Consider the following 23,699-nt stretch of genomic DNA (forward strand, 5'->3'; position numbering starts at 1 on the left):
CTCCATCTTCCTGGGAAGGGCGCTCCGGACAGCGGCGCCCGCAAAAATACTGCGATGAAAGATAGCATGCGGAGAAGCGGCAGCGCTATCGCCGGGCCTGGCGGCGGAGCCGAATACTAGGAAAGTTGATAGGTATTGTTGACATGGCCGGTGCCGATTGTGTTGCAATCAGCGCAGTGCCGGCGCGGGGGCCGCACCCTTGCCCGTGACGGCCCAGTAAATACCGCCCATCAGGTGCCCCAGGTACTGCGGGTCGCGGTACATCTCGCCGTTGTGGCCGAGCGTGGTGACGAACACGCGTCCCTTCTCCACCTGGTGGTGCCAGGCGATCGGGTGGTCCTTGCCCATCGGTTCCGACACCTGCCCAGGCCAGATCTTGCGCGGGTCATAGCTCGCTTCGTCCACGCCCAGCACCGTGTTGATCCGGATATTGTAGGGATTGGTGGTGGTGTAGAACTCGTCGCTCCAGATCCAGCGCTCCGGCAGCCCATAGGTGGCGGGGAAGCCCTTGTCGGCCACGGTGACCACACCGGTCTGCAGCATCGGGTGCACGCCCACGCGGCGGCCCACCAGTTTTTCGTACCAGGGCCAGTTGTCCGGCGGCGTGATGGCCGCACGGTGCACGACGACGGCGTTGCCGCCGGCGCGCATGTAGGCCTCGAATTTCTGGCGCTGGGCCGGGTTTAGCTCCTCGCCGGGGGTGTTCATGAAGACCACCGCCGCGTAGCGGGACAGGTCGCCGTCGAAGGACTGGGTCTTGTTGGTCCAGTCGAACTCGAAGGCGTGCAGCTTGGCCAGCCGTTCCAGGCTGTCGCGCGCGATCGGGATGTATTCGTAGTGGTATTTGCTCGGCATGGCCAGCACCAGCAGCTTGAACTGGCTGTCCGCCCAGCTGTCCGGCGCCATGGCCATCGATGCGGCCAGCGCCATCAGGCTTCGTTTCATCGTGTCTCCTTGATAGGGTTATGGCGCGGGCACGCCTTCCGGCTTGCGGCCGCCGCGCGGCACCAGCCAGCCGCCGTCGGCCAGCCAGTCGTTCAGGCGGTCCGGCCAGTGCTGCAGCGAGAGGCGTTCGCCGCGCTGGCCGACGTTGAAGGCGTGACCGGTATCGGCATACAGGTGCAGCTCGGCCGAGACGCCGGCCGCCACCAGTTGTTGGTATAGCGCCAGGGTCGGCGGCATGCAGCAGCTGTCGCGCGAGCCGGCCACCAGGAAGGCCGGCGGCGCATTCGCCGCATCCTGCGCCGGCACGCCCAGCGGACCAGGATAAACCAGCACCTGGAAGTCCGGCCGCGCACTCACGCTGTCGAGCGCATCGCGTTTGCCGGTGCGCGCCGGCTCCGGATTGTCCGCTACCAGCGACACCAGTTCGCCGCCCGCGGAAAAGCCCATCACGCCGATGCGGGCGGGATCGACGCCGTATTCCTGCGCATGCGCGCGTACCCAGCGCACCGCGCGGCGCAGGTCGGCGGCGGCATCGTTCTCGATCGAGTAGCCCGAGCCCTGGTCGCGCGCCAGCCGGTATTTCAGCACGAAGGCGGTGACGCCGATGCGGTTGAGGTTTTTCGCCGCCAGCATGCCTTCGTTCTGGAACACCAGCATGCGGTGGCCGCCGCCCGGCACCACGATCGCGGCGGCGCCGTTGGCGTGGCGCGGGTCGGCCTGCAGGACGGTCAGGGAAGGGTCGTGCACGTTGCTGAAATAGATTCCGTCCTTGACGGCTTCCGCTTCGCCGCGGCGCTGCGCGGAACCGGGCGCACCGTCCGGCCACAGGCGCACCACGGGCGGCGCGGGCTGGGCCATGGCCGGCAGCGCCGGCACCAGCAGCAGCGCAGAGCACAGGAGCAGGGCGCGCATCAGATCTTCGCCGAGTACAGCGCGTGGTGGGTCAGGATGAACAAGGTGCGCTTGTCGGGACCGCCGAAGATCAGCTGCAGCGGGCGGTCCGGCACGTCGATGCGGCCCTTCTGCTTGCCGTCCTGGCCATATACGAAGACCTGGCCGTTGGCGACATAGACGTCGCCATCCGGACCCAGCACCGCGCTCTCTCCGCCACGGTCGGCCAGCCGCTTCAGGTCGGAGAGGCCGCCACCCTGGTTGACCACGCCGCTGAAGGTGCGGTTTTCCGAGCCGTTGGTGAACACCACGCGCTGGCCCACCGGTGCGGTGACGAAGCCGTAGGCCTGGAGCGAATCGGCCCAGCGCCAGCCCAGGTGGTCGGCCGGTCCCTGGCGCAGCACGCGGTAGGCCGGCAGCACCAGGCTGCCGTCCGGCGACACGTATTCGTTCGCCTTGGGCAGGGCCACGTCGCGTGCGAACATCTCGGCCAGGGTGGTGAATTCGTAGGTGTCGAAGTTGAGCTGGTCCTTGAATTCGCCGTTCTGCCAGAAGTTGACCGGGATCGCCACCTTGGCGCCCGCGCGCTGGGCCACCGGCGTCGGCTTGATCATGATGAGCCCGGTGCTCGGCGCTGCATCGGGCTTGAAGGCGTAGACCGTGGCCTGCGGGCCATAGGAGGACATCACCATCAGGTTGCCGCTGTTGTCGATCGCCAGGTTGACCGGATCGTGCGGGGCGTCGCGCACCACCAGCAGGCCCTGGTCCTTGCTCCAGCTGTAGATGCGCTTCCAGTAGCGGTCCACGAAATAGAGCTTGCCCTTGGCGTCGACGGCGGCGCCGGCGATGGAATAGAAGCCGTCTTCCAGCTTCTCGACCTTGCCCAGCGCGGCAGGGGCCCTGGTCTGCTTGCCGCTGTAGTCGAACACGGCGAATTCGCGTTCGCGGATATCGAGCTTGTTGGTGACGTCGCGGATCGCGTTCTCGTAAGCGTACTTGTTGGCGCGCAGGTAGGTGGCGCAGCCGTTCTCGTCGCAGGTGGCGAAGCCGCTCTCGCCGTTGACGTGCACGTTGCGGAAGCGGATGTCGCTCGAGTTGCTGATCAATACGGCGGCCGGCATCGGCTTGTAGGAGCGGGTCACGCGGTAGCCGTGGTAGTTCGCGAACAGCAGGTTCCTGGAATTGCGGATCTCGAGCGAAACGGCGTCGGCGCCGTCGCGGATTTCTTCCTCGGTCTGGGGCGCCAGGAATTCCCAGTTCTCCACGCCGTCGAGCACGATCTCGGCGCGCACGTGGTGCTCGGCCGACAGCTCGTAGACCTTGCCCGGGGTCTTGGTATTGCTCACGTAGAAGCCGGCCTGGGCATAGCCGCTGGGCGACCAAATGGCGTTGAAGGTGCCGCCGCCGCCGTCCGTGACCCACACGCTCGGATACTGGCGGTCCCAGTGGGCGGTGGTGTCGAACTTGGCGTCCTTCTTGTACGGGTCGTTGCGGCTGCCGTCGTACAGGCGGGTGCCGTGGCCGCCCTGGATGCGCACGTCGTCCACCAGCGAATGCTCGCCGGCGCGCCACATCAGGGCCACCGCGCGCGGGTTCACCTCGCCGGTGGCCAGGCCGATGCCGGACACGATGGCGTCGCCGCCGCGCGCGCTCTCCACCAGCGGCACCGGCGTGTCGACGCCCTGGAACTTCGGCGAGCCGTTCGGGATCATGAGCTGGGTCAGGCCCGGATGCAGGGCGATGATGACCGTATCCGGCTTCAGGCGGATGGTGTCGTTGACCACGTAGAAGCCCAGCGGCAGGTAGACCACGCGGCTGCTGTCGATCGCTTTCTGGATCGCGGCGGTATCGTCGGTGCGGCCGTCGCCGAGCGCGCCGAACTTGCGCACGTTGGCCCATTCCTTGGTGGACGGCAGCGGGCGCAAGGCGCGCGTGGCCGCCGGTTTCGCTGGAATGGCCGCGGTCTTGTAGTTGGTGGTGAACTGCCCCGGCTCGCCCATCTGCTTTACCACCATGCCGTAGTTGAATTCGCTGACGTGGTAGTCGCGCCCCTTGCCCGGCAGGGTCTTGCCGCTGTCGCGGAAGCGCGCGAAGGTCGGCACGTTGCGCGCGATGGCCTTTTCGAAGCCGACCTGGGTGTAGACGTTGTCCTCGTTGCTGACGATGACGGCCGCCTTGCTGACGTTCTCGAAGCGCACGTCCTTGCCCCACAGCCAGTCGCCGTAGCCGCGGTCGATCTCCACGCCCACCGGCGTGTTCTTGATCTCGGTGTTGATCATGGTGAGGCCGGCCTCGTGCTCGCGGATCGCGGCGTCGCGCTGGCCCTCGAACGTCGAGTCCATCAGGGTGAACTGCCAGGCCGGCGAGGTCTTCTCGGCCAGGATGCCGTAGCGGCCGCCGTAGAAGCGCAGGTTGAAGGCCACGTTGCCCACCTGGTAGACGCCGGCCAGTCCGGAGCCGATGTGGAAGTCGATGTGGCTCAGGTTCGAGTGCTGGGCCGTGTGCATGCGCACCGCGCTTGCTGCCGGGTTGCCGTCCTTGATCTCGAAGTCGACGTTCGACAGCGCCGAATAGAAGGTCGACGAATTCGCGTTGCGCACGTTCTCGCTGAAGGGGACCGCGCTGGGCACAGGCATCGGCACCTTGCCCACCGTGTACTGGTCGCCGCCGGTGAAGATCACCATGTTGGCCACGCCCTTCTGGAAGCCGGGGGTGTTGGGCGCCAGCACGAACACGGGACGGGTCGGGCCGACGCCGTACACGCGCACGGCGAGCGGGATCAGGATCGAGCGGGTGATGCGGTAGCGGCCCGAGGGCAGAAAGACCACGCCGCCTTCGCCCTTGTTGGCGGCCTGGTCGATGGCCTCCTGGATGGCGGCGGTATCGTCGGCCTTGCCGTCGCCCTTGGCACGCACGACGACCGATTTCGGGTCCTCGGGCATGGTCTGGTAGGCGGATACCGAGGCGGCCGTTGCGGCGCCGGAAAAAGCCAGAAGTACGGCAAGGGCCAGCGCGGGGCGGGCCGGGAACGTCATTTTCATTGTTATTTCCTTATCAGACGAACAGCGACAAGAGCAGTACGAACAGCAGGCCCACCACCCCGACCAGGGTCTCCATCAAGGTCCAGGAGCGGAAGGTATCCCGCAGCGATAAACCAAAATATTCCTTGAACATCCAGAAGCCGGAATCGTTCACGTGGCTGCACATCAGGCTCCCTGCGCCGATGGCCAGCACCATCAGGTTCGGATCGACGCCCGAACTCTGCACCAGCGGCGCCACGATGCCGCCGGCCGTGACCCCGGCCACCGTGGCCGAGCCGAGGCAGATGCGGATCAAGGTTGCGACCGACCAGCCCAGCACCAGCGGCGGCACCGGCAGCCCGGCCAGCCGGGCGCCCAGTTCCGCGCTCACGCCCGACACCACCAGCACCTGCTTGAGGGCGCCGGCGCCGGCGATGATGAGCAGGATCGGGGCGATCTCGCGCATTGCCTCGGCCGGCCCCTGCATTACCTCGGAAAAGCGCTTGCCGCGTCCCAGGCCCAGGGTGACGATCGCGACCGCGTAGGACAGCAGCATCACGGCCAGGGGATTCGACAGGACCGCCAGCGCGCCGTTCAGTTCCGGGCGCGCCATCGTGAGCAGGGTGGTGGCCGCCAGCAGCACCACCGGCAGCAGGGCGGTGGCGAAGCTGTTGAAGACGCCCGGCAGGTCGGCATCCGCCACCTCGGCGGCGCGGAACACCCCCGCCGGCTGGGCGCGGATGTGGCGCAGCGACATGGCGAATACCGGCCCGGCGATGACCAGGGTCGGGATACCGACCACGATCCCGTACAGCAGGGTGGCGCCCATGTCGGCCTGGATCGCCGACACCAGCGCCACCGGCGACGGATGCGGCGGCAGGAAGCCGTGCGCGATCGACAGGCCGGCCAGCAGCGGAATCGCGAGCGCCACCGCCGCCCGCCCCGACTGGGTGACCAGCGAGAAGATCAGCGGCACCAGCAGCACGAAGCCGACGTTGTAGTAGAGCGGGATGCCGACCACGAAGCCGGTGAAGGTCAGGGCCACCGGCAGGCGCGACGGCCCCAGCCCCGCGATCAGGCAGGTCGCGATGCGGCGTGCGGCGCCGCTGTCGGCGATCAGCTTGCCGAACACGGCGCCCAGGCAGATGATCACCACCAGGGAGCCCAGCAGGTCGCCGATGCCCTTCTCGATGGCGCCCGGGATGTCCTTGGGCGGCACCCCCAGCAGGAGGGCGGCGATGAGCGCCGCCACCACGAAGGCCAGCAGGGGCTGCACCTTGCCCCAGGCGATCATGACGGTCAGCAGGCCCACCGCCAGCAGTACGGAAACGATATTCCACACGGCCGGCTCCCGCTTAGTGGTTGTAGCGCAGGCCTACGCGATAGGTGCGGCCCACCACGTCGTACAGGGCGGGGTTGATGCCGAAGCCGGCGTTGGTCTGGGGCGCGCCGACCGGATCGCGGTCGGCGATGTTGTCGATCTTGAAGTAGAACTGCAGCTGCTTCGAGAGGTTGTAGCTGCCGCCCAGGTCGACGTAGGTCGCGCCCTTCATCTTGTTGTCGTAGATGGTCGGGTGGATCAGGGTCGACACCGGGCAGTTGGTCTGGCACTCGATGAAGTCGTTGCGGTAGGTGCCGTCGCTGATCCAGCGCTCGGTCAGGGTCAGGCTCAGCTTGTCGTGTTCCCAGGTCTGCTGCGCCAGCACCTTCCACTTTGGCGTGTTGCCCATGTTCGAGCCGGCCGAGTCGACCGGGATGGTGCCGACCACGCCGGAATCGGTGATGTAGTGCAGGTTGCGCGTGCCCAGGGCGCGGAAGGTGAAGCGGCCCGGCAGGTTCAGCTTGTCCAGGCCGGTGCGGTAGGCCGTCTCGACGTCGAAGCCCTTGGTCTTCAGCGAAGCGAGGTTGAAGTTCTGGACCGTGACGTAGTTGTTGCCCGGGCTGTTCAGCACCATGGCGGAGCAGATCTCCTGGTTCCCGGCCACGCACAGGTCGACTTCCTGCTGGGTGGTCAGGGCCGAGATCACGCCCTTGACCTCGATGTCGAAGTAGTCGAGCGAGAGCGAGAAGCCGGGCGCCCACTTCGGCTGGTTCAGCACGATGCCGAAGGAGTTGTTGCGCGCTACTTCAGGGCGCAGATTGGTGTTGCCGACCGTGCGGTCCTGGATGCTGATGGTGTTGCCCTGGTACTGGACCACGTTGTTGACCACCACCGGCGCCGCATACAGTTCGCTCAGGTTGGGAGCGCGCACGTCCTTCGAGGTTACGCCGCGCAGGCGCAGGCCGTCGACCGGGGTCTGCCAGCTGGCGCCCAGCTTCCAGGTGCCGACGCTGCCGGCGGTGCTGTACTTGGTCTCGCGGTCGGCCAGGTTGAGGTTGGCCTCGCCCCAGGCCTCGTTCTTGAACAGCGGGACGTTCAGTTCCAGGTAGGCTTCGCGCACGCTGTATTCGCCCTGGCCGTTGTGGTAGTTGCCCGCATACCAGTTGTTGCCGACCGCGGTGTTCAGCAGCGGGTCGGCCGGGTAGTAGGCGTTGTTGGGCGACTCGGCCCACACGCCGTTGCCGTAGGCGTCGCCGCGCACGCGGTACTTCTCGCGCCGGTACTCGGCGCCGGTGGCCAGCGAGATCGGGCCGGCCCAGCCCTCGTGCACTTCGCCGTTGATGTTGAAGCTGGCCACGTCCTGGCTCTGGGTGGTGCGCTGGCGCGGACCCTGTTCAGGCGCGATGTAGCGCCAGGCCGCCGGATCGATCGGATTGTTGCCGATGATGTTGAGCGGGACGCAGCCGGAAGCGCGCGCCACCGGATTGCGGCAGGCGATGCTGCCGTCCGGCAGGCGCACCGCGTCGATGGCGGCGTTGTAGCGGGCGTTGAGCGTGATGTCCTTGACGTCGATGTTGGTCTTGTTCTCGCCGTGGGTCACGTACGCGTCGTAGCGCCAGTCCTTGCCGAAGGCGCCGAACTTGCCTTCCGCGCCGAGCACGAAGCGGCGCTGGGTGCGGGTCGGGTGCACGTTGATGTTGGCCGGGAAGATGGCGTTCGCGGTGCCGTACTGGAAGCTGGTGATGTTGTTCTGGGCGCAGGCCGCGACGATCGAGGCCGGCAGGAAGGGGTTGGCGCACTGGATCGTCAGGTTGGCGTTCTTGGCCGCGCCCGGGTTGGGCGAGAAGTGCGAGGCCACCTGTCCGTAGTTGGCGGTGAAATAGAGCTGGTGGTCCGGCGTCAGGTCGTAGGACATGCGGGTGTAGGCCACCTGGCGCTTGAAGTTCATCGCCAGGTTGGTGCCCGCGCCTACGCTGCCGCTCAGGTCGCCGCCGATGCAGAAGGGGTTGACGCAGTTGGTGACGGCGCCGGTGCCGGTCGGACGGCCGTTGGAGCCGTACTGGAAGGGGAAGGGCACGCCGCCGTCGCCGAAGGCGGTGCCCTGCAGCGGGCCGTTGGTGATCAGGCCGTATTTCGAATACTGGTACTGCTGCGCCTCGCGGATCACGCGGTACTGCGGCAGGCCGTCGCCGGTCTGGTTCAGCGGCCGTACCGAATAGGCCACGTTGTCGAACCAGGTGCGGCCGTTGGCGGCGTCCGGGCCGAAGCCGGGCGACTCGATGCCGTTCTCCTTGGTGAACTCGCCGCTGACGGCCACGTGGAAGCGGTCGTTCAGGAAGCCGCGGCCCCAGGCCGCCTGCACGGTGGCGCCCTTGTCGTCGTCGTACTTGGTCTGGCCGCCCTGGACGTTGGCCTTGAAGCCGGTGAAGCGCTTGTCGGTGACGAAGTTGACCACCCCGCCCACCGCGTCCGAGCCGTAGGACGCCGAGGCGCCGCCGGTGACCACGTCCACGCGCTTGACCAGGAGCTGCGGGAACTGGCTGACATCGGTCACGCCGGTGACGTTGGCGCCGACCACGCGCTGGCCGTCGAGCAGGGTCAGGGTCCGGATCGTGCCCAGGCCGCGCAGGCTGAGCGAGGACAGGCCCTGGATGCCCGAGCTGGTGCTGTTGGTGCTGGTGGTGCGGCCGGTGCTGCCTTGCAGGGCCGGCAGTTCGGTCAGGGTGTTGAACAGGTTGGGCTTGGCCGCCTTTTCCAGGTCGGCGCTGGACAGGCTGGTGGTCGGCGTCGGCTGGGTGAAGCCGCGCGCGACGATGCGCGAGCCGGAGATCCGCACCACGTTGGTGTCGGCGGCCACGGTCGGCACGGCGGGAGCGGCGGGCGGCGCTTCCGGCGCCGTTGCGGTTTCGGTGGCCGGAGCGGCCGGCACGGCGTCCGGCTGGGCCTGGGCGTGGGCGCTGGAAGCCAGCAGGTAGCAGGCGCTGGACACGGCCAGGCTGATCAAGGTCCTTTGAACTGGGGTACGCATATTGTCTCCTTTGTGATCGAATCGGCGCGCCGCCTCGATGCGGGCGGCTGCGCCAGGTGTGCGACGTGTCGCGGGGGCAGGCCCCCGCTCAAGCAGTGCCGGTGATGCGTTCGACCAGCGCCGACGGCGCCAGCGTGATGTCCAGGACCATGCCGGCCTCGTCGTCCTGGAGCGGTTCGAGGATGCCCAGCTGGCTGTCCAGCAGGGACGGCGGCATGTAATGGTCCACGCGCTGCTGCATGCGCGCGGCGATCAGTTCGCGCGGGCCCGCCAGGTGCACGAACTGCAGGGCCGGATCGGCCTCGCGCAACTGGTCGCGGTAGCGCCGCTTGAGGGCCGAGCAGGACAGGACCAGGCCCTTGCCTTGCTGGCGCGCGCGCCGGATCTCGGCCGCCAGCGCCTGCAACCAGCCGGCGCGGTCGGCGTCGTCGAGCGGCACGCCGGCCGACATCTTGGCGACGTTGGCTTCTGGGTGGAAGGCGTCGCCTTCGAGGAAGGGGACGCCGAAGGTATTGGCGAGTGCGGTGCCGATGGTGCTCTTGCCGCAGCCGCTGACACCCATGATGACCCAGCGGGTGGTGCTGCCCTGGCGGGGTGGAAGTGAATCGCTTGCCATGTTTGGTCTGGTCTCCGAAGGACTTACGTTAGCGCTATCATTATTTTCAGTAAGTTTTCAACAAGCCCGGAATTTTGTAAACATGCGATTTGTGTTGCATCGCAACATCGTGCGCGGCCGATGCACACGCTTTTGAGAGAGCTGTCATTCCTAGCGAAGCCAGGTTTCGCTCAGCGGTGAAGACAGTAGTTTGATAGCGCTAACAATATCGCGCTGCAGCATGGAAAGTTCAATGTGGTGTTTACGACACGTGTTTGCCGCCGCGCGCGGCTGGCTTATCGTAAGGCCTGGATCGCATCGGGAGGAGGACACATGCGGCGCATCGTTCGCTGGCACACCGTGGAAGGGGGCGGCATCGAGCACCTGGCGCTCGACCTGTCCGCCGACGGCATCGTGGCCGAAGGCGTGGTGATCGGTCCAGTATCCGGCGCGCTGTTCGGCGACGAGCCTTTCGGCTGCATCTACCGCCTGCGCTGCGATCCGGACTGGCGCGTGCGCGAGCTGGCCTTGCGTGTCGGCGGCGGCCCGTCGCTGGCGCTGGCGGCCGACGGCGAAGGGCGCTGGACCGACGGCGCCGGCGCGCCGCTGCCCGCGCTGGACGGCTGCATCGATGTCGATCTCGCCTGCAGCCCCTTCACCAATACCTTGCCGATCCGGCGCCTGGGCGATGCTCTGCGCGAACGCCAGGCGATCCGGGTCGCCTTCGTCGACTTCCCGGGACTGGCGCTCAAGGCCTGGCCCCAGCTGTACACCCGGCTCGATGCGGGGCGCTACCTGTTCGAGAGTCCGGAACATGGATTCCGCGCCGAGATCGAGACCGACGAGGATGGGCTGGTGCTGCGTTATCCCGGCCTGTTCGACCGGCGCGGCGCCTGAGCAAGACACGACCGGGTGGACGGCGGCGCCTTCGGATGGGAGATGGCCGGCGCGTCGCCGCGCGGGCAACAATCTGCCTCCCAAGGAGGATTCAATGAGCAAGACGCTTCGCCACAGCGCGGCAGCATGCGTGGCGCTGTGCGCTGCATCAGCGTGCGCGCAGACCGATGTACAGGTGTATGGACGGCTGAACGTGGCCGCCGAAACGATGCGAAAGGGGGATGACGGCAGCCAGGTCCGCATCGTCAACAACCGCTCCGTGCTGGGCCTGCGCGGCAGCGAGGACCTGGGCGGCGGCCTGAAGGCGCTGTTCCAGGTCGAAGGCACGCTGGCGCCCGACACCGGCGCCGGCGAGATCGCGCGGCGCGACACCCGCATCGGCCTGGACGGCGGCTTCGGCACGCTCTTCCTCGGCCACTGGACCACGGCCTATACCGGCGCCACTTCAAGCCTCGATCCCTTCTATCCGACCACGGCCGGCACCATGAGCATCCTGGCCAACGGCGCCGCGCCCTCGGCGGACAACGGCGGCAGCCTGGCTTCCTTCGACCGGCGCCAGGCCAATTCGCTGCATTACTGGAGCCGCCCCTGGCATGGCCTGAGCCTGCGCCTGACGCATGGCGTGAACGAGGAACGCCCGGCGGGCGGCGCCAGGCCGGCCTTGCACTCGGCCGCGCTGCTGATGGAACGCGGGGCGTGGCAGGCGGTGCTGGCGCACGAGCGCCATCGGGACTACCAGGGGCCGGGAAGCCACGACAGCGGCACCAAGGCCGCGCTGGCCCATGCCTTCGGCGCAACGCGCGTGGCGCTGGTGGCGGAAAGGCTGAAGTACGGACTCGCGTCCGGCAAGCTGGCGCGCAATGCGGCCTATGTGTCGCTCAGCCACCAGCTGGGCGCGCTGGGACTGCGCGCGGGACTGGGCTGGGCGGGGGACGGCAAGGGCGCGCCGGGCAGCCGGATCGGCTTCGTGCGCGGCGGGGAGGAGACCGGCGCCCTGCACCTGACCCTGGGAATGGATGTGGCGCTATCGAAGCGCAGCGGCGTCTACGCCTATGTCACGCGCCTCGACAACGAGGCCGCGGCAGCCTATGACTTCGCCATCAACGGTCTTGGCCAGGCGCCCGGCGTCACGCTCAGGGGCGCGGCGCTCGGGTTGCGGCACGCCTTCTGATCAGGCGCGGCGGCGCAGGCTGGCCAGGCCGAGCAGGCCCATGCCCAGCAGGGCCAGCGAACCCGGTTCCGGCACGTCGGCCGGCACGCCGTCGAAGGCGATTTCGTTGGCCAGCAGCTGGATGGTCGGAGCGCCCGGGTAGTCGGCCCAGTCGTAGCCGTTGACCCAGACGAAGCCCGCGCCGACGGCGCCGCCGACGATCGCCGCGTCGGTGCCGTTGCGGGTCGCATAGACGGTGCCCTTGCCCAGGTTGCTGAAGTACTGGAAGTACTGGGTGGCGTTGTCGTCGCTGTACTGGGCGCCCAGCGCCTGGCCCAGGCCGGCGTCAAGGCCGGCATTGGTGAATACGACGTTGCTGACGGCCGGATTCCAGGCGTCCGCGGCGACGCCGCCGAGCAGGTGCATGCCGTAGCTTGCCGAGCTCCATTCGGTGATCAGTTTACCGCCGGCGTTAATGAACATCTCCAGGTCGGCATTGCCGGTGCGGTCGCGGCCCAGGATCACGGTGCTGACCTTGGCCAGCGCGCCGGCCGACAGGCTTTCCAGGTCGAGCACGGTATGGCCGTGCTGGCTCAGGGCCTGGACCGTACCCGCACTCGGGTAGGAACCGTAGACGCCGATCACATCGGCCTGGGCGGTGGTGCTGGCGAACAGCGCTGCGACAGCGGCGGCGGCAAAGAGGCGTTTCATGGAGTTCCCTTGTCTTGTCGAATGCGTTGGCGGTGGACGGGGCCACCATCTTATTGGGTTACCATGAAGCACGTTTCATGCCTAAGAGAATTAATTCTGAGGAATCAATCACTTGTCCATGCTTTAACGTCACATTGTTTGCCAGGATGTAAAAAATTCCGACAGGAAAGTATGCATTCCGGCTGGCGTCAATCGCTGGGGTAGCGCAGCCCGATCTGCTGGCGGATCGTGTCGAGCAAGGCCATCAGGCCGAGCGTCTCCTCATGCGTCATCAGGGGATGCTCGATCAAGCCTTCGCGCAGGCAGCGCCCGGCTTCGATCGCCTCGTGGGTATAGCCGTTGCCCAGGTAGGGCGTGGGCACCGTGCGCGTGCTGCCGTCGGCCAGGTCGACCGTCACCCCGGTCGCCAGGTGGAACATGCGGTGCATGCGTACACGGCCTTCGGTGCCCGACACCACCAGTTCGGAAGCGGAGCGGGCGCGCAGCGAGCAGCTGCACACCGACAGCGTGCCGCCCGCGTGCTTCATGGTGAAGGCGGTGCTCAGGTCGACGCCGGTCTCGCCCATGATCGCCTGGGCCTGGACCGCGCTCACCTTGCCGAGCAGGGCGCAGGCGATCGACAGCGGATAGATGCCCAGGTCCAGCAGCGCGCCGCCGCCCAGTTCCAGCTTGTTGACGCGGTGCTCGGGATCTTGCGTGGCCGAGAAGCCGAAGTCGGCATGCACCTGGGTCACCGTGCCGATCTCGCCGGAGGCGATGATGCGCTTCACTTCGGCCAGCGCCGGCATGAAGCGCGTCCACATCGCCTCCATCAGGAACAGGTTTTTCGCGCGCGCCAGCGCCACCATTTCGCCGGCCTCGCGCCGGTTCATGGCGAAGGGCTTCTCGCACAGCACCGCCTTGCCGCCGCGCAGGGCCAGCACGGCGTTCTCCGCATGCATCGGATGCGGGGTGCCGATGTAGATGATGTCGATGTCCGGCGCCAGCGCCAGCTCGCCGTAGGAGCCGTAGGCGGCGATGCCGGCTTTCGCTCCGGATTGCACGCCGAATTCGTCGGCGAAGGCCTGCGCGCTTTCCTTGCTGCGCGAACCCACCGCCGCCAGCACCGCGCCGGGCGCATCGCGCAGGCCTGCGGCGAAGTCATGGGCGATGCGGCCGGTGCCCAGGATACCCCATCTGATCGGTCTGTCCATTACAGCTCCGCCACCTTGAGATAATCCTTCAGCGCCGCCACCACCATCGCATGGTCTTCCGCGCCCGGCAGGCCGGAGACCGTGATGGTGCCGACCTGGCCGCTGCCCTTGAGCACGATCGGGAAGGAGCCGCCATGCGCCGCGTACTCGCGCGGATCGAGGGCGGGGATGGCGTCGTGGTCGCCGCCCGCCAGGCGCACCTGGTTGTGGATGTAGAAGGAACTATGGCCGGTGCGGTTGACCAGGTTGCTCTTGCGGCGGATCCAGTCGCTGTTGTCGCGCGAGGTGCCGTTCATGCCATGCGCGAACAGCACGGTGCCGTTGCGGGCGATCTCCACCGACACCGCTTTTTTACTGGCGCGCGCCAGCTCGATCAGCTTGAGGCCGATCTCGAGCGCGGTATCGTTGTCGAAGCGCTCGAACTGCAGCAGCTGTTCCTGGCGCTGCAGCACCTCGAGGGGAACGGGGGTGTCGGTCATGGCGGTGGTCCTCGGCTTGGGCGTGAGTTCGGACAGCGCCGCGCTCACGTAGACGAGCGGCGCGTTCCAGTTGATGGCGACCTCGTTGGCGGCGTAGCTGCAGCCATGGTCGATATACGACAGCGCGGGCAGGGCGCTCGGGTAGGACACCGGGCAATCCTTCTTGTCCTGCTGGCCCGGATTGGGTCCGCCGGCGAGCCAGCCCGGTACCGGCAGGTCGACGCCGTCGGCCATCGAGGGCCGGTGGTGCGGATGCAGGGTGGAGCGGGTACCGAAGCCGGTGACGAAGGAATAGCCGGTGGCGTTGCGCCCCAGGACGTAGTCGAGCGCCGACTGCGCGGCCAGCAGGTAGTCCTGGGCGCCGTTCAGGCGGTAGGCCTGCAGCAGCATCATGGCCTGGTTCAGGATCACCGCATTGCTGCCCCAGACCATCTCGGATCCCTTGATCGGCACGCGGTAGCCGGACGAACGCCATTCTTGCACCAGCTGCCGGGCCAGGCCGTCGAGGCGGCTCGCGGCCAGGGCGGCATCCGGCGCCTTGAGGCGATCGCGATGCTGGGCCAGCGACATCCAGGCCAGGCCGCGTACGTCGCTCCACGAGGGTGCGGTGGCCGCCACGGTCTCGGGACGCAGCGCCTTGTGGTAGGCCTCCTTGCCGGTGGCGATATAGAGCTCGGCCGCGGCCCAGGCGAATTCGTCCTCCAGGTGGGCGTCGCCATATTCGCCGGTGACCACGCCGGCCGGATTCTTGAACACGGCCGCGGGATGGGCGGCGGCCCACTGCCAGGCGCGTTCGGCGGCCGCCAGCATCTTGGCCGACATGCCGGGCCATTGCTGGTCATGCTTCGCCAGCACGCGGCTGGCGGCGGCCATGGTGGCGGCGAAGTCGAGCGCCGCCGCGGTGCCCTTGGCCACCACGTAGCGCGGCTCCTTGCCCACCGCATGCGGCATGACCATGCCGTCGAAGCGCAGGTTGGTCAGCTTGTGGTACACGCCGCCATCTAAGGGGTCCTGCATGCTGAGCATCCACTCCAGGTTCCACATCGCCTCGTCGAGGATGTCCGGCACGCCGTTGCCGGACTCCGGGATGCCGATGTCCTGGCGCGCGAACCATTGCGGGAAGTGCTCGAGCGCGGCCAGCAGGGTATAGGTGGAGATGCCCGAATTGACCACGTACTTGTTGTAGTCGCCGGCGTCGTACCAGCCCTTGGGACTGGACAGCACCGTGCCGGCCGGACGCGCCGTGGAGGCGGCCGAGGCGTGCACCAGCACCTTGTCGTCCGGGTGGCCGGCCGGGCGCGCCCACCGGCCCGCATGCTTCGGGTCGAGCGCGATGCCCGCGCGGTTCAGGTAGAAGGCCTTCAGGGCCGCGCTGTTGAGGGCGCGGTAGCCGTCCTGGGCCACCGTGAAGGGATCGGACAGGGGCAGGCCCTCGACCTTGAGGCGGTAGGCGCCCGGTTTGCTCAGCCAGGAAAAATCGGCCACGCGCACGGTCTCGCCCGAAGGAGCCCAGCTTGTTGCGGCGCCCAGCTTGCCGGCGAAGGCCGGCTTGCCGTCGGCGCCGATCACCTCGAAGCGCTCGCCGGCGCCTTGCGGCACCACGGCCAGCTTCTGCGACTGGGGCAGGAAGCCGAGCTGGTTGAGCTTGATGGTGTTCGATTGGGCGCCGGCGGCGCCGGCGATCAGGAGAAGGGGCAGCGCCAGGAGCTTCATGCCGGCACCGCCTTTCCGTTCGCATCCAGCGCGGGCGCGCTGCCGTCGTCGTGGTGGAAGGGCGCGAACCAGGTGGCCAGGAAGGACGGGATGGTGGCGACCATCACGAACACGAAGTAGCTGACATAGCCCATCATCTCCTGCAGGTGGCCGCTGACCACGCCGGTGACCAGGTTGCACAGGCCCATCAGGCCGGTGCCGAAGGCGTAGTGGGTGGTGGTGTACTTGCCCGGCGCCAGCTGCTGCATCAGGTAGATCATGAAGCCGACCGCGCCGAAGCCGAAGAAGAACTTCTCGACCACCACGCCGAGCGTGATCAGCATCAGGCTGGATGGCAGGTAGATGCTCATCACCAGGAAGGCCGCGTTCGGGATGTTGATCGCGCAGCACAGCACGAACAGGGTGCGCTTCAGGCCGCGCCTGGCCACGTACAGGCCGCCCAGCAGGGAGCCGAGCAGCACCGCCGCCAGGCCATAGGTGCCGTAGATCAGGCCCAGCATCTCGTTGGACAGGCCCAGGCCCCCTTTCGCGGCCGGATCGACCATGAAGAAGGGGCCGATCTTTTCCAGGAAGCCCACGCTCAGGCGGAACAGGAAGGCGAAGGCGATCATGCGCCACACGTCGCGCTTCTGGAACAGGGTGACGAAGGCGTCGAGCAGGATGCGGCCCGCGTCCTTGACGCTCGACGGGGTATCGGCGGCGCGCGCGCCTTCCGGCATGATGCGCCAGTGCCAGGCCGCCATCAGCAGCGTGATGGCCGCCACCAGGAGGAAGATGATGCGCCAGGCGTCGATCCAGTCCGGGCCGAAGACCTTGGGATCGTAGCCGAACACGCTGGTGTGCAGGTAGCCGCTCAGGAACACCATGCCGCCGGCGGCGACGATCGGGCCGATGTTCCACGACAGGCTCTGGATGCCGCAGTACAGCGACTGCGAACGCGCGTCGAGCGAGGTGACGTAGACGCCATCGCTGGCGATGTCCTGGGTGGCGCCGATGAAGGACAAGACGAAGAAGATCGCCATCAGGAAGCTCATGTAGCCGGGCAGCTCCATCAGCAGGGCCACCCCGGCGAAACCGGCGCCGATCAGCACTTGGGCGCACAGCACGAAGAACTTCTTGGTGCGGTACATCTCGACGAAGGGCGCGAACAGCGGCTTGATGGTGTAGGCCAGGATCAGCAGGCTCGAATACTGGGCCGCGCGGCCGTTGTCCATGCCCAGGTTCTTGAACATGATGGCGGTGACGCTGGTGAGCATCACGTAGCCGAGCGCCATCGTGAAGTAGCCCGTCGGCACCCACAGCAATGGGGAAGCGGAAGGTTTAGCAGGATGCATGATCGGCTCGCAGGGTCTGATGGCTGCCAGGGCGCGCCATGCCGCGCGCTGGCTGGGCGGGCGCGGCATGCGCGAGATGATCGGCCAGGATGCTCGAGGCGCCCAGCAGGGCGGGGTAGGGCGCGGTGATCAGGAAGGTCGGGATGCGGGCGGTGAAGCCTGAAAAACGGCCCTTGGTTTCGAAGCGCGCGCGGAAGGGCGAGGCGGCGAAGTAGTCGCCCAGGCGCGGCACCACGCCGCCGCCGATGTAGATGCCGCCCTGCGCGCCGAGGGTGACGGCGAGGTTGGCCGCCACCGTGCCGAGCATGGCGCAGAAGCAGTCGACGGTTTCGCGGCACAGGGCGTCGTCGCCTTCGAGCGCGCGCGCCACGATATCGGACGGCGCCAGCGCCAGGTCGGCCGCCACGCCGCGGCTGACCGCCAGCGCCTCGCGGATCAGGGCCAGGCCCGGGCCGGAAACGAAGCGTTCGGCCGACACGTGGTCGAAACGCCGCCAGCAGTAGCGCAGCACCTCGAGCTCGCGCTCGTCCATCGGCGAGAAGGCGACATGGCCGCCCTCGCTATGCAGCGGGGTCCAGCGTCCTTCCGCCGGCACCAGGCCGGAGACGCCCAGGCCGGTGCCGGCGCCCACCAGGCCGATGGCGCTGCCGGGCCGCGCCGCACCGCTGCCGACCTGCATCAGGTCGGCCGCAGCGAGCACGGGCAGCGACATCGCCAGCGCGGTGAAGTCGTTCACCACCAGCAGGGTGTCCAGTCCCAGCTCGCGGCGCGCGCCTTCGATCGAGAAAGCCCAGTGGTGGTTGGTCATCTTGATGGCGTCGCCGTCGACCGGGTTGGCGATCGCGATCACGGCGTGGCGCACGCGCCGCCCGCCCAGGAAGGCGCGCAGCGCGTCCTCGAAGCGCGGAAAGTCGGCGCAGGCCAGCGCCGTGATCTCGCCGATCTCGCCCGGGCGGGGCTCCAGGGCGAAGCGGGCATTGGTGCCGCCGATGTCGGCCAGCAGGCGCGGACCGCCGACATACGCACCGTCGTTGTAGCTTTGCATTGTCTCCTCCATGTCCTTGTTCTTGTACGCGCCAGGGTCAAGCCGCGGCGCGCGCCGCGATGAATTCGCGGTACCACAGCGCGCTGTCCTTGAGCGTGCGCTGCTGGGTGGCGTAGTCGACATGGACGATGCCGAAACGCTTGCTGTAGCCCGAGTTCCATTCGAAGTTGTCGAGCAGGCTCCACAGGAAGTATCCGCGCACCTCGACGCCCTTGTCCATGGCTTCCTTGAGCGCATCCAGGTGGCTGCGCACGAAGGCGATGCGTTCGCGGTCGTGCACCTGGCCGCCGCTCACCGCATCGGGATTGGCCATGCCGTTCTCGGTGATGTAGATAGGGGGCAGGTCCGGATACTCGGCCTTGAGCTTGAGCAGCAGCTCGGGCAGGCCTTCCGGATAGATTTCCCAGCCCATGTCGGTGGTGCCGTGCGGGGCCGGCGCCGGAACCGGCGGGGTGGCGGCGCTGCACCAGGCGCGGAAGTAGTAGTTGCAGCCCAGGAAGTCGATCTTCTGCCGGATGATGGCGAAGTCGCCGTCCTCGACCACCGGCGCGTTGGCGCCATGGCCGCGCAGGGCCAGTTCGGGGTAGCGGCCCTTGAAGATCGGGTCCATGAACCACTGGGTCGAGCGCGCGTATTCGAAGTCCGCCATGGCGCGGTCTTCGGGCGAATTGGTGGCCGGATCGGCGGTCCACTGGTTCAGCACGATGCCGAGTTTTGCCGACACGCCCGTTTCGCGCATCGCCGTCATGGCCAGGCCGTGCGACAGCAGCAGGTGGTGCGAGACCTGGATCGACTGCCTGAGGTCGGCCACGCCGGGCGCGAACTGGGCGTTGCCGTAGCCGAGATTGGCCGTGCACCAGGGTTCGTTGTGGGTGGCGATGGCCTCGACCCGGTTGCCGAAGCGGCGCGCGACTTCGCGCGCATAGTCGGCGAAGCGGTAGGCGGTGTCGCGGTTCAGCCAGCCGCCGTCGTCCTGCAGGCCCTGGGGAAGGTCCCAGTGGTAGAGGGTCACGTGGGCGCGGATGTTCCTGGCCTCCAGCTCGTCGAGCAGGCGTGCGTAGAAGGCGAAGCCGGCTTCGTTCCAGGCGCCCTTGCCGTCCGGCTGGACCCGGGCCCAGGCGATCGAGAAGCGGTAGGCGTCCACCCCCAGCGAGCCCATGATGCCGACGTCCTCGCGGTAGCGGTGGTAGTGGTCGCAGGCAACGGTGCCGTCGCTGGCGTCCTTGATGTTGGCGCGAGTCAGGCAGAACGTGTCCCAGATCGAGGGCCCCTTGCCGTCGGCGTCCCAGCCGCCTTCGATCTGGAAGGAGCTGGTGGCGACGCCCCAGGTGAAGTCGGCGGGAAAGTCGTTGTGGAAGTCGAAGTCGGGGCTCTTGGTCATGTCTGTCTCAGGTTGCAATGCCGGTCAGGCGGATGGAAAACGGCAGGCGCCGGGAGGCGCCTGCCGTGGTCCGGTCTCAGAAGTCGAAACCGGTGTTGATGCCGATGGTGCGCGGCGGCTTGTACTGCGCCAGCCACGGTCCGAAACCGTTGAAGGCGCTGGTCTTGATCTTCTTGTCGTTCACGTTCCTGACAAAGCCGTCGACCCACCACTTATCCTTCTGGTAGCGCAGGCCGAGGTCCGCGGTCGCATAGGATTCCTGGCGGTCTTCCGCGCCCAGGTTGAACACGCTCAGCTCGGCGTCGGTCTCGTAGCGCGCGGTGATGCGCGGCACCAGGGTCGAGCCGTTATCGAAGCGGAAGGTGTGCTGGTACTGGACCGTGGTCGAGAAGCGCGGCGAGTGCGGCATGGTGTGGCCGGTCACGTCCAGGCAGGTGGCGATGCGGGTGTCGACCGTGCAGGGCGGCAGCGCATAGTCGTTCGAGCCGGCGATCAGGCGGCCCAGCTTGGACTTGAGCAGCGCGAAGCTCACCGACAGGCGGTCGTCCGGCGACAGGCGCGCGGCGATTTCCGATTCCAGGCCATAGACCTCGGCGCCTTCGGCATTCTCGATCGCCAGGCCGCGGCTGCCGTCCGGGAAGCTGACCGGCGAATTGAACTGGAAGTCCTTGAAGTCCATGTAGAACAGGGCGTTGTTGACGCGCAGCGCGCCGTTCAGGAAGGTGCTCTTGGAGCCGACCTCGTAGTTGGTCAGCGTCTCGGGGAAGTAGGGCACGCCGCGGTCCTGCACGCCGCCCGACTTGTACCCGGTCGAGACGCTGGCGTAGACCATGTTGGCGCGGTCGATGTCGTAGTTCACGCGCACCAGGCCGGTGGCCTTGCTGTCGCTGAACTCCCCGTCGTTGCCCGGCACGTCTTCCTTGAAACCCTGGCCCGGCAGGCGCGGATCCATCGAGGGATTCAGGGGCAGCTGGGGCGACGTCGCGTCGTAGGCCCAGGTATAGGCGCGGCCGCCGATGTTGGCGCGCTTGTCGTGGGTCCAGCGCACGCCACCGGTCAGGTGCAGCTTGTCGCTCAGGTTCCAGGTGGCCTGGCCGAACACCGCGTAGGAATCCACGGTTTCCTTCGGCTGGATGAAGGAGCCCTGCCAGACGACGGTGCCGTCCTCGGTGCCGTTCATGATCGGGATGTCGAAGCGGATGCTGTTCTTCTCGTTGGCGTAGTAGGCGCCGGCCTGCCAGTCGACGGTGCGGGTGCCGGTCGACTGCAGCAGCAGTTCGTGGCTCTGGCTGCGGTAGTCCGAATCGACCGTGGTGTGCTCTTGCCACACGCCGCCCGAGATGATCGAGGTCGGCAGCACCGCGCCGCCGTCCTGGTCAAAGCGCATGCTGCCCTTGTACTTGGAGGCGCCGGCCACGTAGTGCAGCGACATGTCCGGATTGATGTCCCAGCTCAGGCGGCTGCGCAGGTTGTGGCTGTCGCGCCGGATCCAGGGGGCGCTGTCGCTCAGTATCGACCAGTGGTCCTGGCCGGCGCGCGGGGTCTGCATCAGGTTGGCGCTCGGGGTGCCGCGGTCGATGAACTTCTCGTAGGCGATGTCCCAGCGCAGGTTGGGCGCGAGCTGCCACAGCAGCGACAGGCGGGCCGCGGTCTGGTCCTGGGCGCTGTATTTGTCGCCGTCGGTGACGTAGTTGTTCCCGTTGATCGGGCGGAAGGCGGCCGCGTTGCCGCCTGCGGCGAGGAAGGCCGCGCGCTGCTGCTCGACCGGCACGCCCGGGAATTTCTGGTAGTCGACATAGCCGTCATGGCGCTCGTGCACCACCGCGAAGCGCAGGGCGGCGTTGTCGGCCAGCGGAATGTTGACCGCGCCGCGTGCGCCGAAGCGGTTGTAGTCGCCGATGCCGCCTTCGACGTAGCCGGAGCGGCTGTTCAGTTCCGGCTTGACGGTGGTGATGTTGACCGCGCCGACAGTGGAGTTGCGGCCCCACAGCGTGCCCTGCGGCCCGCGCAGCACCTCGATGCCCTCGACGTCGAACATCAGGGCGGTGGCGCCTTCGGCGCGCGGCGAGTAGACGTTGTCGACGAAGCTCGCCACTTCGGGGTCGGCGTACTGGGTCTTGGCGCTGTCGTTGCCGATGCCGCGCAGGGTCATGGTGGTGACGCCGTGGTCGCCCTGGGCCGTGGCCTGGAAGCCCGGCACCAGGTTGACCACGTCCAGCATGGTCTGGACGTGGTTGTCGGCCAGGGTGGCGGCGTTCAGCGCGGTCACCGCCACCGGGGTACGCTGGAGCGAGGTCGAGCGCTTGGTCGCGGTAACCACGACTTCGGCGATCTTGCCGTCGTTGGCGGCGCCGGCGGCGGCCGTGGTCGGGGTCGAAGCGGCGGCCCCGGTGTTCTGAGCCTGGGCGCCGCCCATGGCCGCGATCAGGGTGAGGACGGCAAACGGAATGGGCGCGAGCGCCCGCACACCTCGAGGTACGGAGTTCGTCATACGGTCTCCAATCTTTGAATTATTGATTTTTAAGTAGGGGTCGTTCTACAGCGAGATCTACAGCAATATTCAGAAACCGATTTCATAAAATGTGAAACCGATTTCATAGTATTTTTACCTGGGAAGATATGTCAAACGGAATTTTTTAAAAAATATACATCCTGTTGCGATAGCGCTACCATAATCATACTTATGAAAGAGTTTCATGGTGCTTGCATGGGCGGAGGAACGGGAAAAAGCGCGTGATATACTCAGGACAAAATCTGCTTGGCCGGCCACCGGAATTCATGAAAAACGACGAGAGCACCACCACCACCTTGTATCAGGTCGCCAGTGCGGCCGGTGTCTCTCCCGCCACGGTATCGCGTTTCCTGAACGGCACCGCCAAGGTCTCCGACGACAAGCGGCGCATGATCGAGCGCGTCATCCAGGAGCTCAATTACAAACCGAACCGCCTCGCGCAAAGCCTCAAGATGGGCAGCACGCGTACGATCGGCGTGCTGACCCAGGCGCTGGAAAGCGGCTACTTCAACGGCGCCATGGTGGGGATCGAGGATGCGGTCAAGTCGGCCGGCTATGCGCTCCTGATCATGAGCGGCCACTGGCACGCGGACGAGGAAGCCGAGCGCGTCGAGCTCCTGATCGGGCGCCGGGTCGACGGCGTGGCCATCCTGACCGGCAAGCTGAGCGACGAACAGATCCTGGACTTTTCGCGGCGCGTGCCGATCGTGGCATTCGGCCGCCAGCTGGCGGGCGAGCGCATGCAGGGGTTTTGCCTCGATAACTATGCCGGCGCCTGCGAAGCGGTGGGCTACCTGGTCCAGCAGGGCCACCGGCGCATCGCCTTCATCACCGGCCCGGCCGACCACGCCGACGCCCGCGCGCGCCTGGCCGGCTATTACGACACCCTGGCCAGGCACAGGATCGATGCCGATCCGGAACTGGTGGTGCCGGGCGACTTCCAGGAATCCGGCGGCCTGCTGGCCGTGAACCAGCTGCTGAGCGCCAACCGCCGCTTCACCGCCATCTTCGCCAGCAACGACCTGAGCGCCTACGGCGCGCGCCTGGCCCTGTACCGCCGCAACATCCGGGTGCCGGAAGACATCTCGATCGTCGGCTTCGACGACTTGCACAGCTCGATGTACACCACGCCGCCGCTGACCACGGTGCGCCAGCCGCTGTATGAGGTGGGTGTCGGGATCGGACGCAGGATGCTGTCCTTACTGGGACATGAGCAGGCGCCGGCGGAAGTGCCGCCGCTGAGCTTGATTGTCAGGGAGTCGGTGAGGCTGGTTTGATGGTGGCGTATGGGCCGGGGTTGATCCCAGCTCCTGCTTGTTTTCTCTGCGCTGTGGGGGGGGGGGGGGGGGGGGGGGGGGGGGCCCCCGCCCCCCCCCCCCCCCCCGGGGGCCCCGGGGGGGGGGGGGCGCGCCCCCCCCCCCGCCCCCCCCCCCGCCGCGGTCGCGTTGGCGTAGCAGGCGGCGGTGGTGCCCACCGTGGTGGTG

General features: G+C 67.4%; 16 protein-coding genes. 3 read left to right on the plus strand and 13 right to left on the minus strand.

From position 1 onward, the window contains the following. Positions 1-168 precede the first annotated feature (168 nt). From KBW98_RS14280 to KBW98_RS14305, 6 genes are all read right to left on the minus strand, one after another. Positions 169-945, minus strand: a complete 777-nt coding sequence (locus tag KBW98_RS14280; RefSeq protein ID WP_211520816.1) for a ThuA domain-containing protein — start codon at positions 943-945, stop codon at positions 169-171. Positions 946-963: 18 nt separating this feature from the next. Then, the gene (locus KBW98_RS14285; RefSeq protein WP_211520817.1) at positions 964-1,857 is read right to left on the minus strand and encodes an alpha/beta hydrolase; all 894 of its coding nucleotides are present in this window, start codon (positions 1,855-1,857) and stop codon (positions 964-966) included. Continuing rightward, entirely contained in the window at positions 1,857-4,877 is a 3,021-nt protein-coding gene (locus KBW98_RS14290; protein WP_211520818.1) for a glycosyl hydrolase family 28-related protein, read from the minus strand. Before KBW98_RS14290 ends, KBW98_RS14285 begins: the two co-directional genes overlap by 1 nt. Before the next feature lie 13 nt (positions 4,878-4,890). Continuing rightward, positions 4,891-6,198 carry a gluconate:H+ symporter gene (locus KBW98_RS14295; protein ID WP_373888947.1) on the minus strand — a complete coding sequence of 436 codons (1,308 nt, stop codon included), beginning with the start codon at positions 6,196-6,198 and terminating at the stop codon, positions 4,891-4,893. A 13-nt stretch (positions 6,199-6,211) separates the two neighbouring features. After that, the gene (locus KBW98_RS14300) at positions 6,212-9,205 is read right to left on the minus strand and encodes a TonB-dependent receptor domain-containing protein (RefSeq protein ID WP_211520819.1); all 2,994 of its coding nucleotides are present in this window, start codon (positions 9,203-9,205) and stop codon (positions 6,212-6,214) included. Positions 9,206-9,293: 88 nt separating this feature from the next. Then, entirely contained in the window at positions 9,294-9,821 is a 528-nt protein-coding gene (locus tag KBW98_RS14305; RefSeq protein ID WP_229429195.1) for a gluconokinase, read from the minus strand. Positions 9,822-10,133: 312 nt separating this feature from the next. On the opposite strand from KBW98_RS14305, the gene KBW98_RS14310 reads away from it, so the two are divergent. Together KBW98_RS14310 and KBW98_RS14315 are read left to right on the plus strand one after the other, a co-directional pair. Next, positions 10,134-10,697, plus strand: a complete 564-nt coding sequence (locus KBW98_RS14310) for a putative glycolipid-binding domain-containing protein (protein WP_211520820.1) — start codon at positions 10,134-10,136, stop codon at positions 10,695-10,697. 94 nt (positions 10,698-10,791) lie between these two features. Then, positions 10,792-11,868, plus strand: coding sequence for a porin (locus KBW98_RS14315; protein WP_211520821.1), 1,077 nt, complete (start codon positions 10,792-10,794; stop codon positions 11,866-11,868). On the opposite strand, the gene KBW98_RS14320 is transcribed toward KBW98_RS14315, so the two are convergent. From KBW98_RS14320 to KBW98_RS14350, 7 genes are all read right to left on the minus strand, one after another. Beyond that, entirely contained in the window at positions 11,869-12,558 is a 690-nt protein-coding gene (locus KBW98_RS14320; RefSeq protein WP_211520822.1) for a PEP-CTERM sorting domain-containing protein, read from the minus strand. It lies immediately after the preceding gene. Positions 12,559-12,746: 188 nt separating this feature from the next. Then, positions 12,747-13,751, minus strand: coding sequence for a Gfo/Idh/MocA family protein (locus tag KBW98_RS14325; protein WP_211520823.1), 1,005 nt, complete (start codon positions 13,749-13,751; stop codon positions 12,747-12,749). Further along, on the minus strand, positions 13,751-15,943 hold the full coding sequence (locus KBW98_RS14330; RefSeq protein WP_211520824.1) for a heme-degrading domain-containing protein: 2,193 nt from the start codon (positions 15,941-15,943) through the stop codon (positions 13,751-13,753). Before KBW98_RS14330 ends, KBW98_RS14325 begins: the two co-directional genes overlap by 1 nt. Then, entirely contained in the window at positions 15,940-17,277 is a 1,338-nt protein-coding gene (locus tag KBW98_RS14335) for an MFS transporter (protein WP_211520825.1), read from the minus strand. The genes KBW98_RS14330 and KBW98_RS14335 overlap by 4 nt, the downstream gene beginning before the upstream one ends. Continuing rightward, positions 17,264-18,322: a glucokinase gene (locus tag KBW98_RS14340; RefSeq protein ID WP_211520826.1), complete on the minus strand. Its 1,059-nt coding sequence runs from the start codon at positions 18,320-18,322 to the stop codon at positions 17,264-17,266. Before KBW98_RS14340 ends, KBW98_RS14335 begins: the two co-directional genes overlap by 14 nt. A gap of 37 nt (positions 18,323-18,359) precedes the next feature. After that, a complete protein-coding gene (locus tag KBW98_RS14345; protein ID WP_211520827.1) occupies positions 18,360-19,703 on the minus strand; it encodes a GH1 family beta-glucosidase in 1,344 nt (447 codons plus the stop codon). A 76-nt stretch (positions 19,704-19,779) separates the two neighbouring features. Then, positions 19,780-22,194: a TonB-dependent receptor gene (locus tag KBW98_RS14350; RefSeq protein WP_211520828.1), complete on the minus strand. Its 2,415-nt coding sequence runs from the start codon at positions 22,192-22,194 to the stop codon at positions 19,780-19,782. 287 nt (positions 22,195-22,481) lie between these two features. On the opposite strand from KBW98_RS14350, the gene KBW98_RS14355 reads away from it, so the two are divergent. Continuing rightward, positions 22,482-23,492 (plus strand): LacI family DNA-binding transcriptional regulator, encoded by a 1,011-nt coding sequence (locus KBW98_RS14355; RefSeq protein WP_211520829.1) that lies wholly within the window; start codon positions 22,482-22,484, stop codon positions 23,490-23,492. Positions 23,493-23,699 lie beyond the last annotated feature (207 nt).

It is taken from the genome of Massilia sp. ST3, from assembly GCF_018119405.1.
Classification (GTDB): domain Bacteria; phylum Pseudomonadota; class Gammaproteobacteria; order Burkholderiales; family Burkholderiaceae_D; genus Telluria.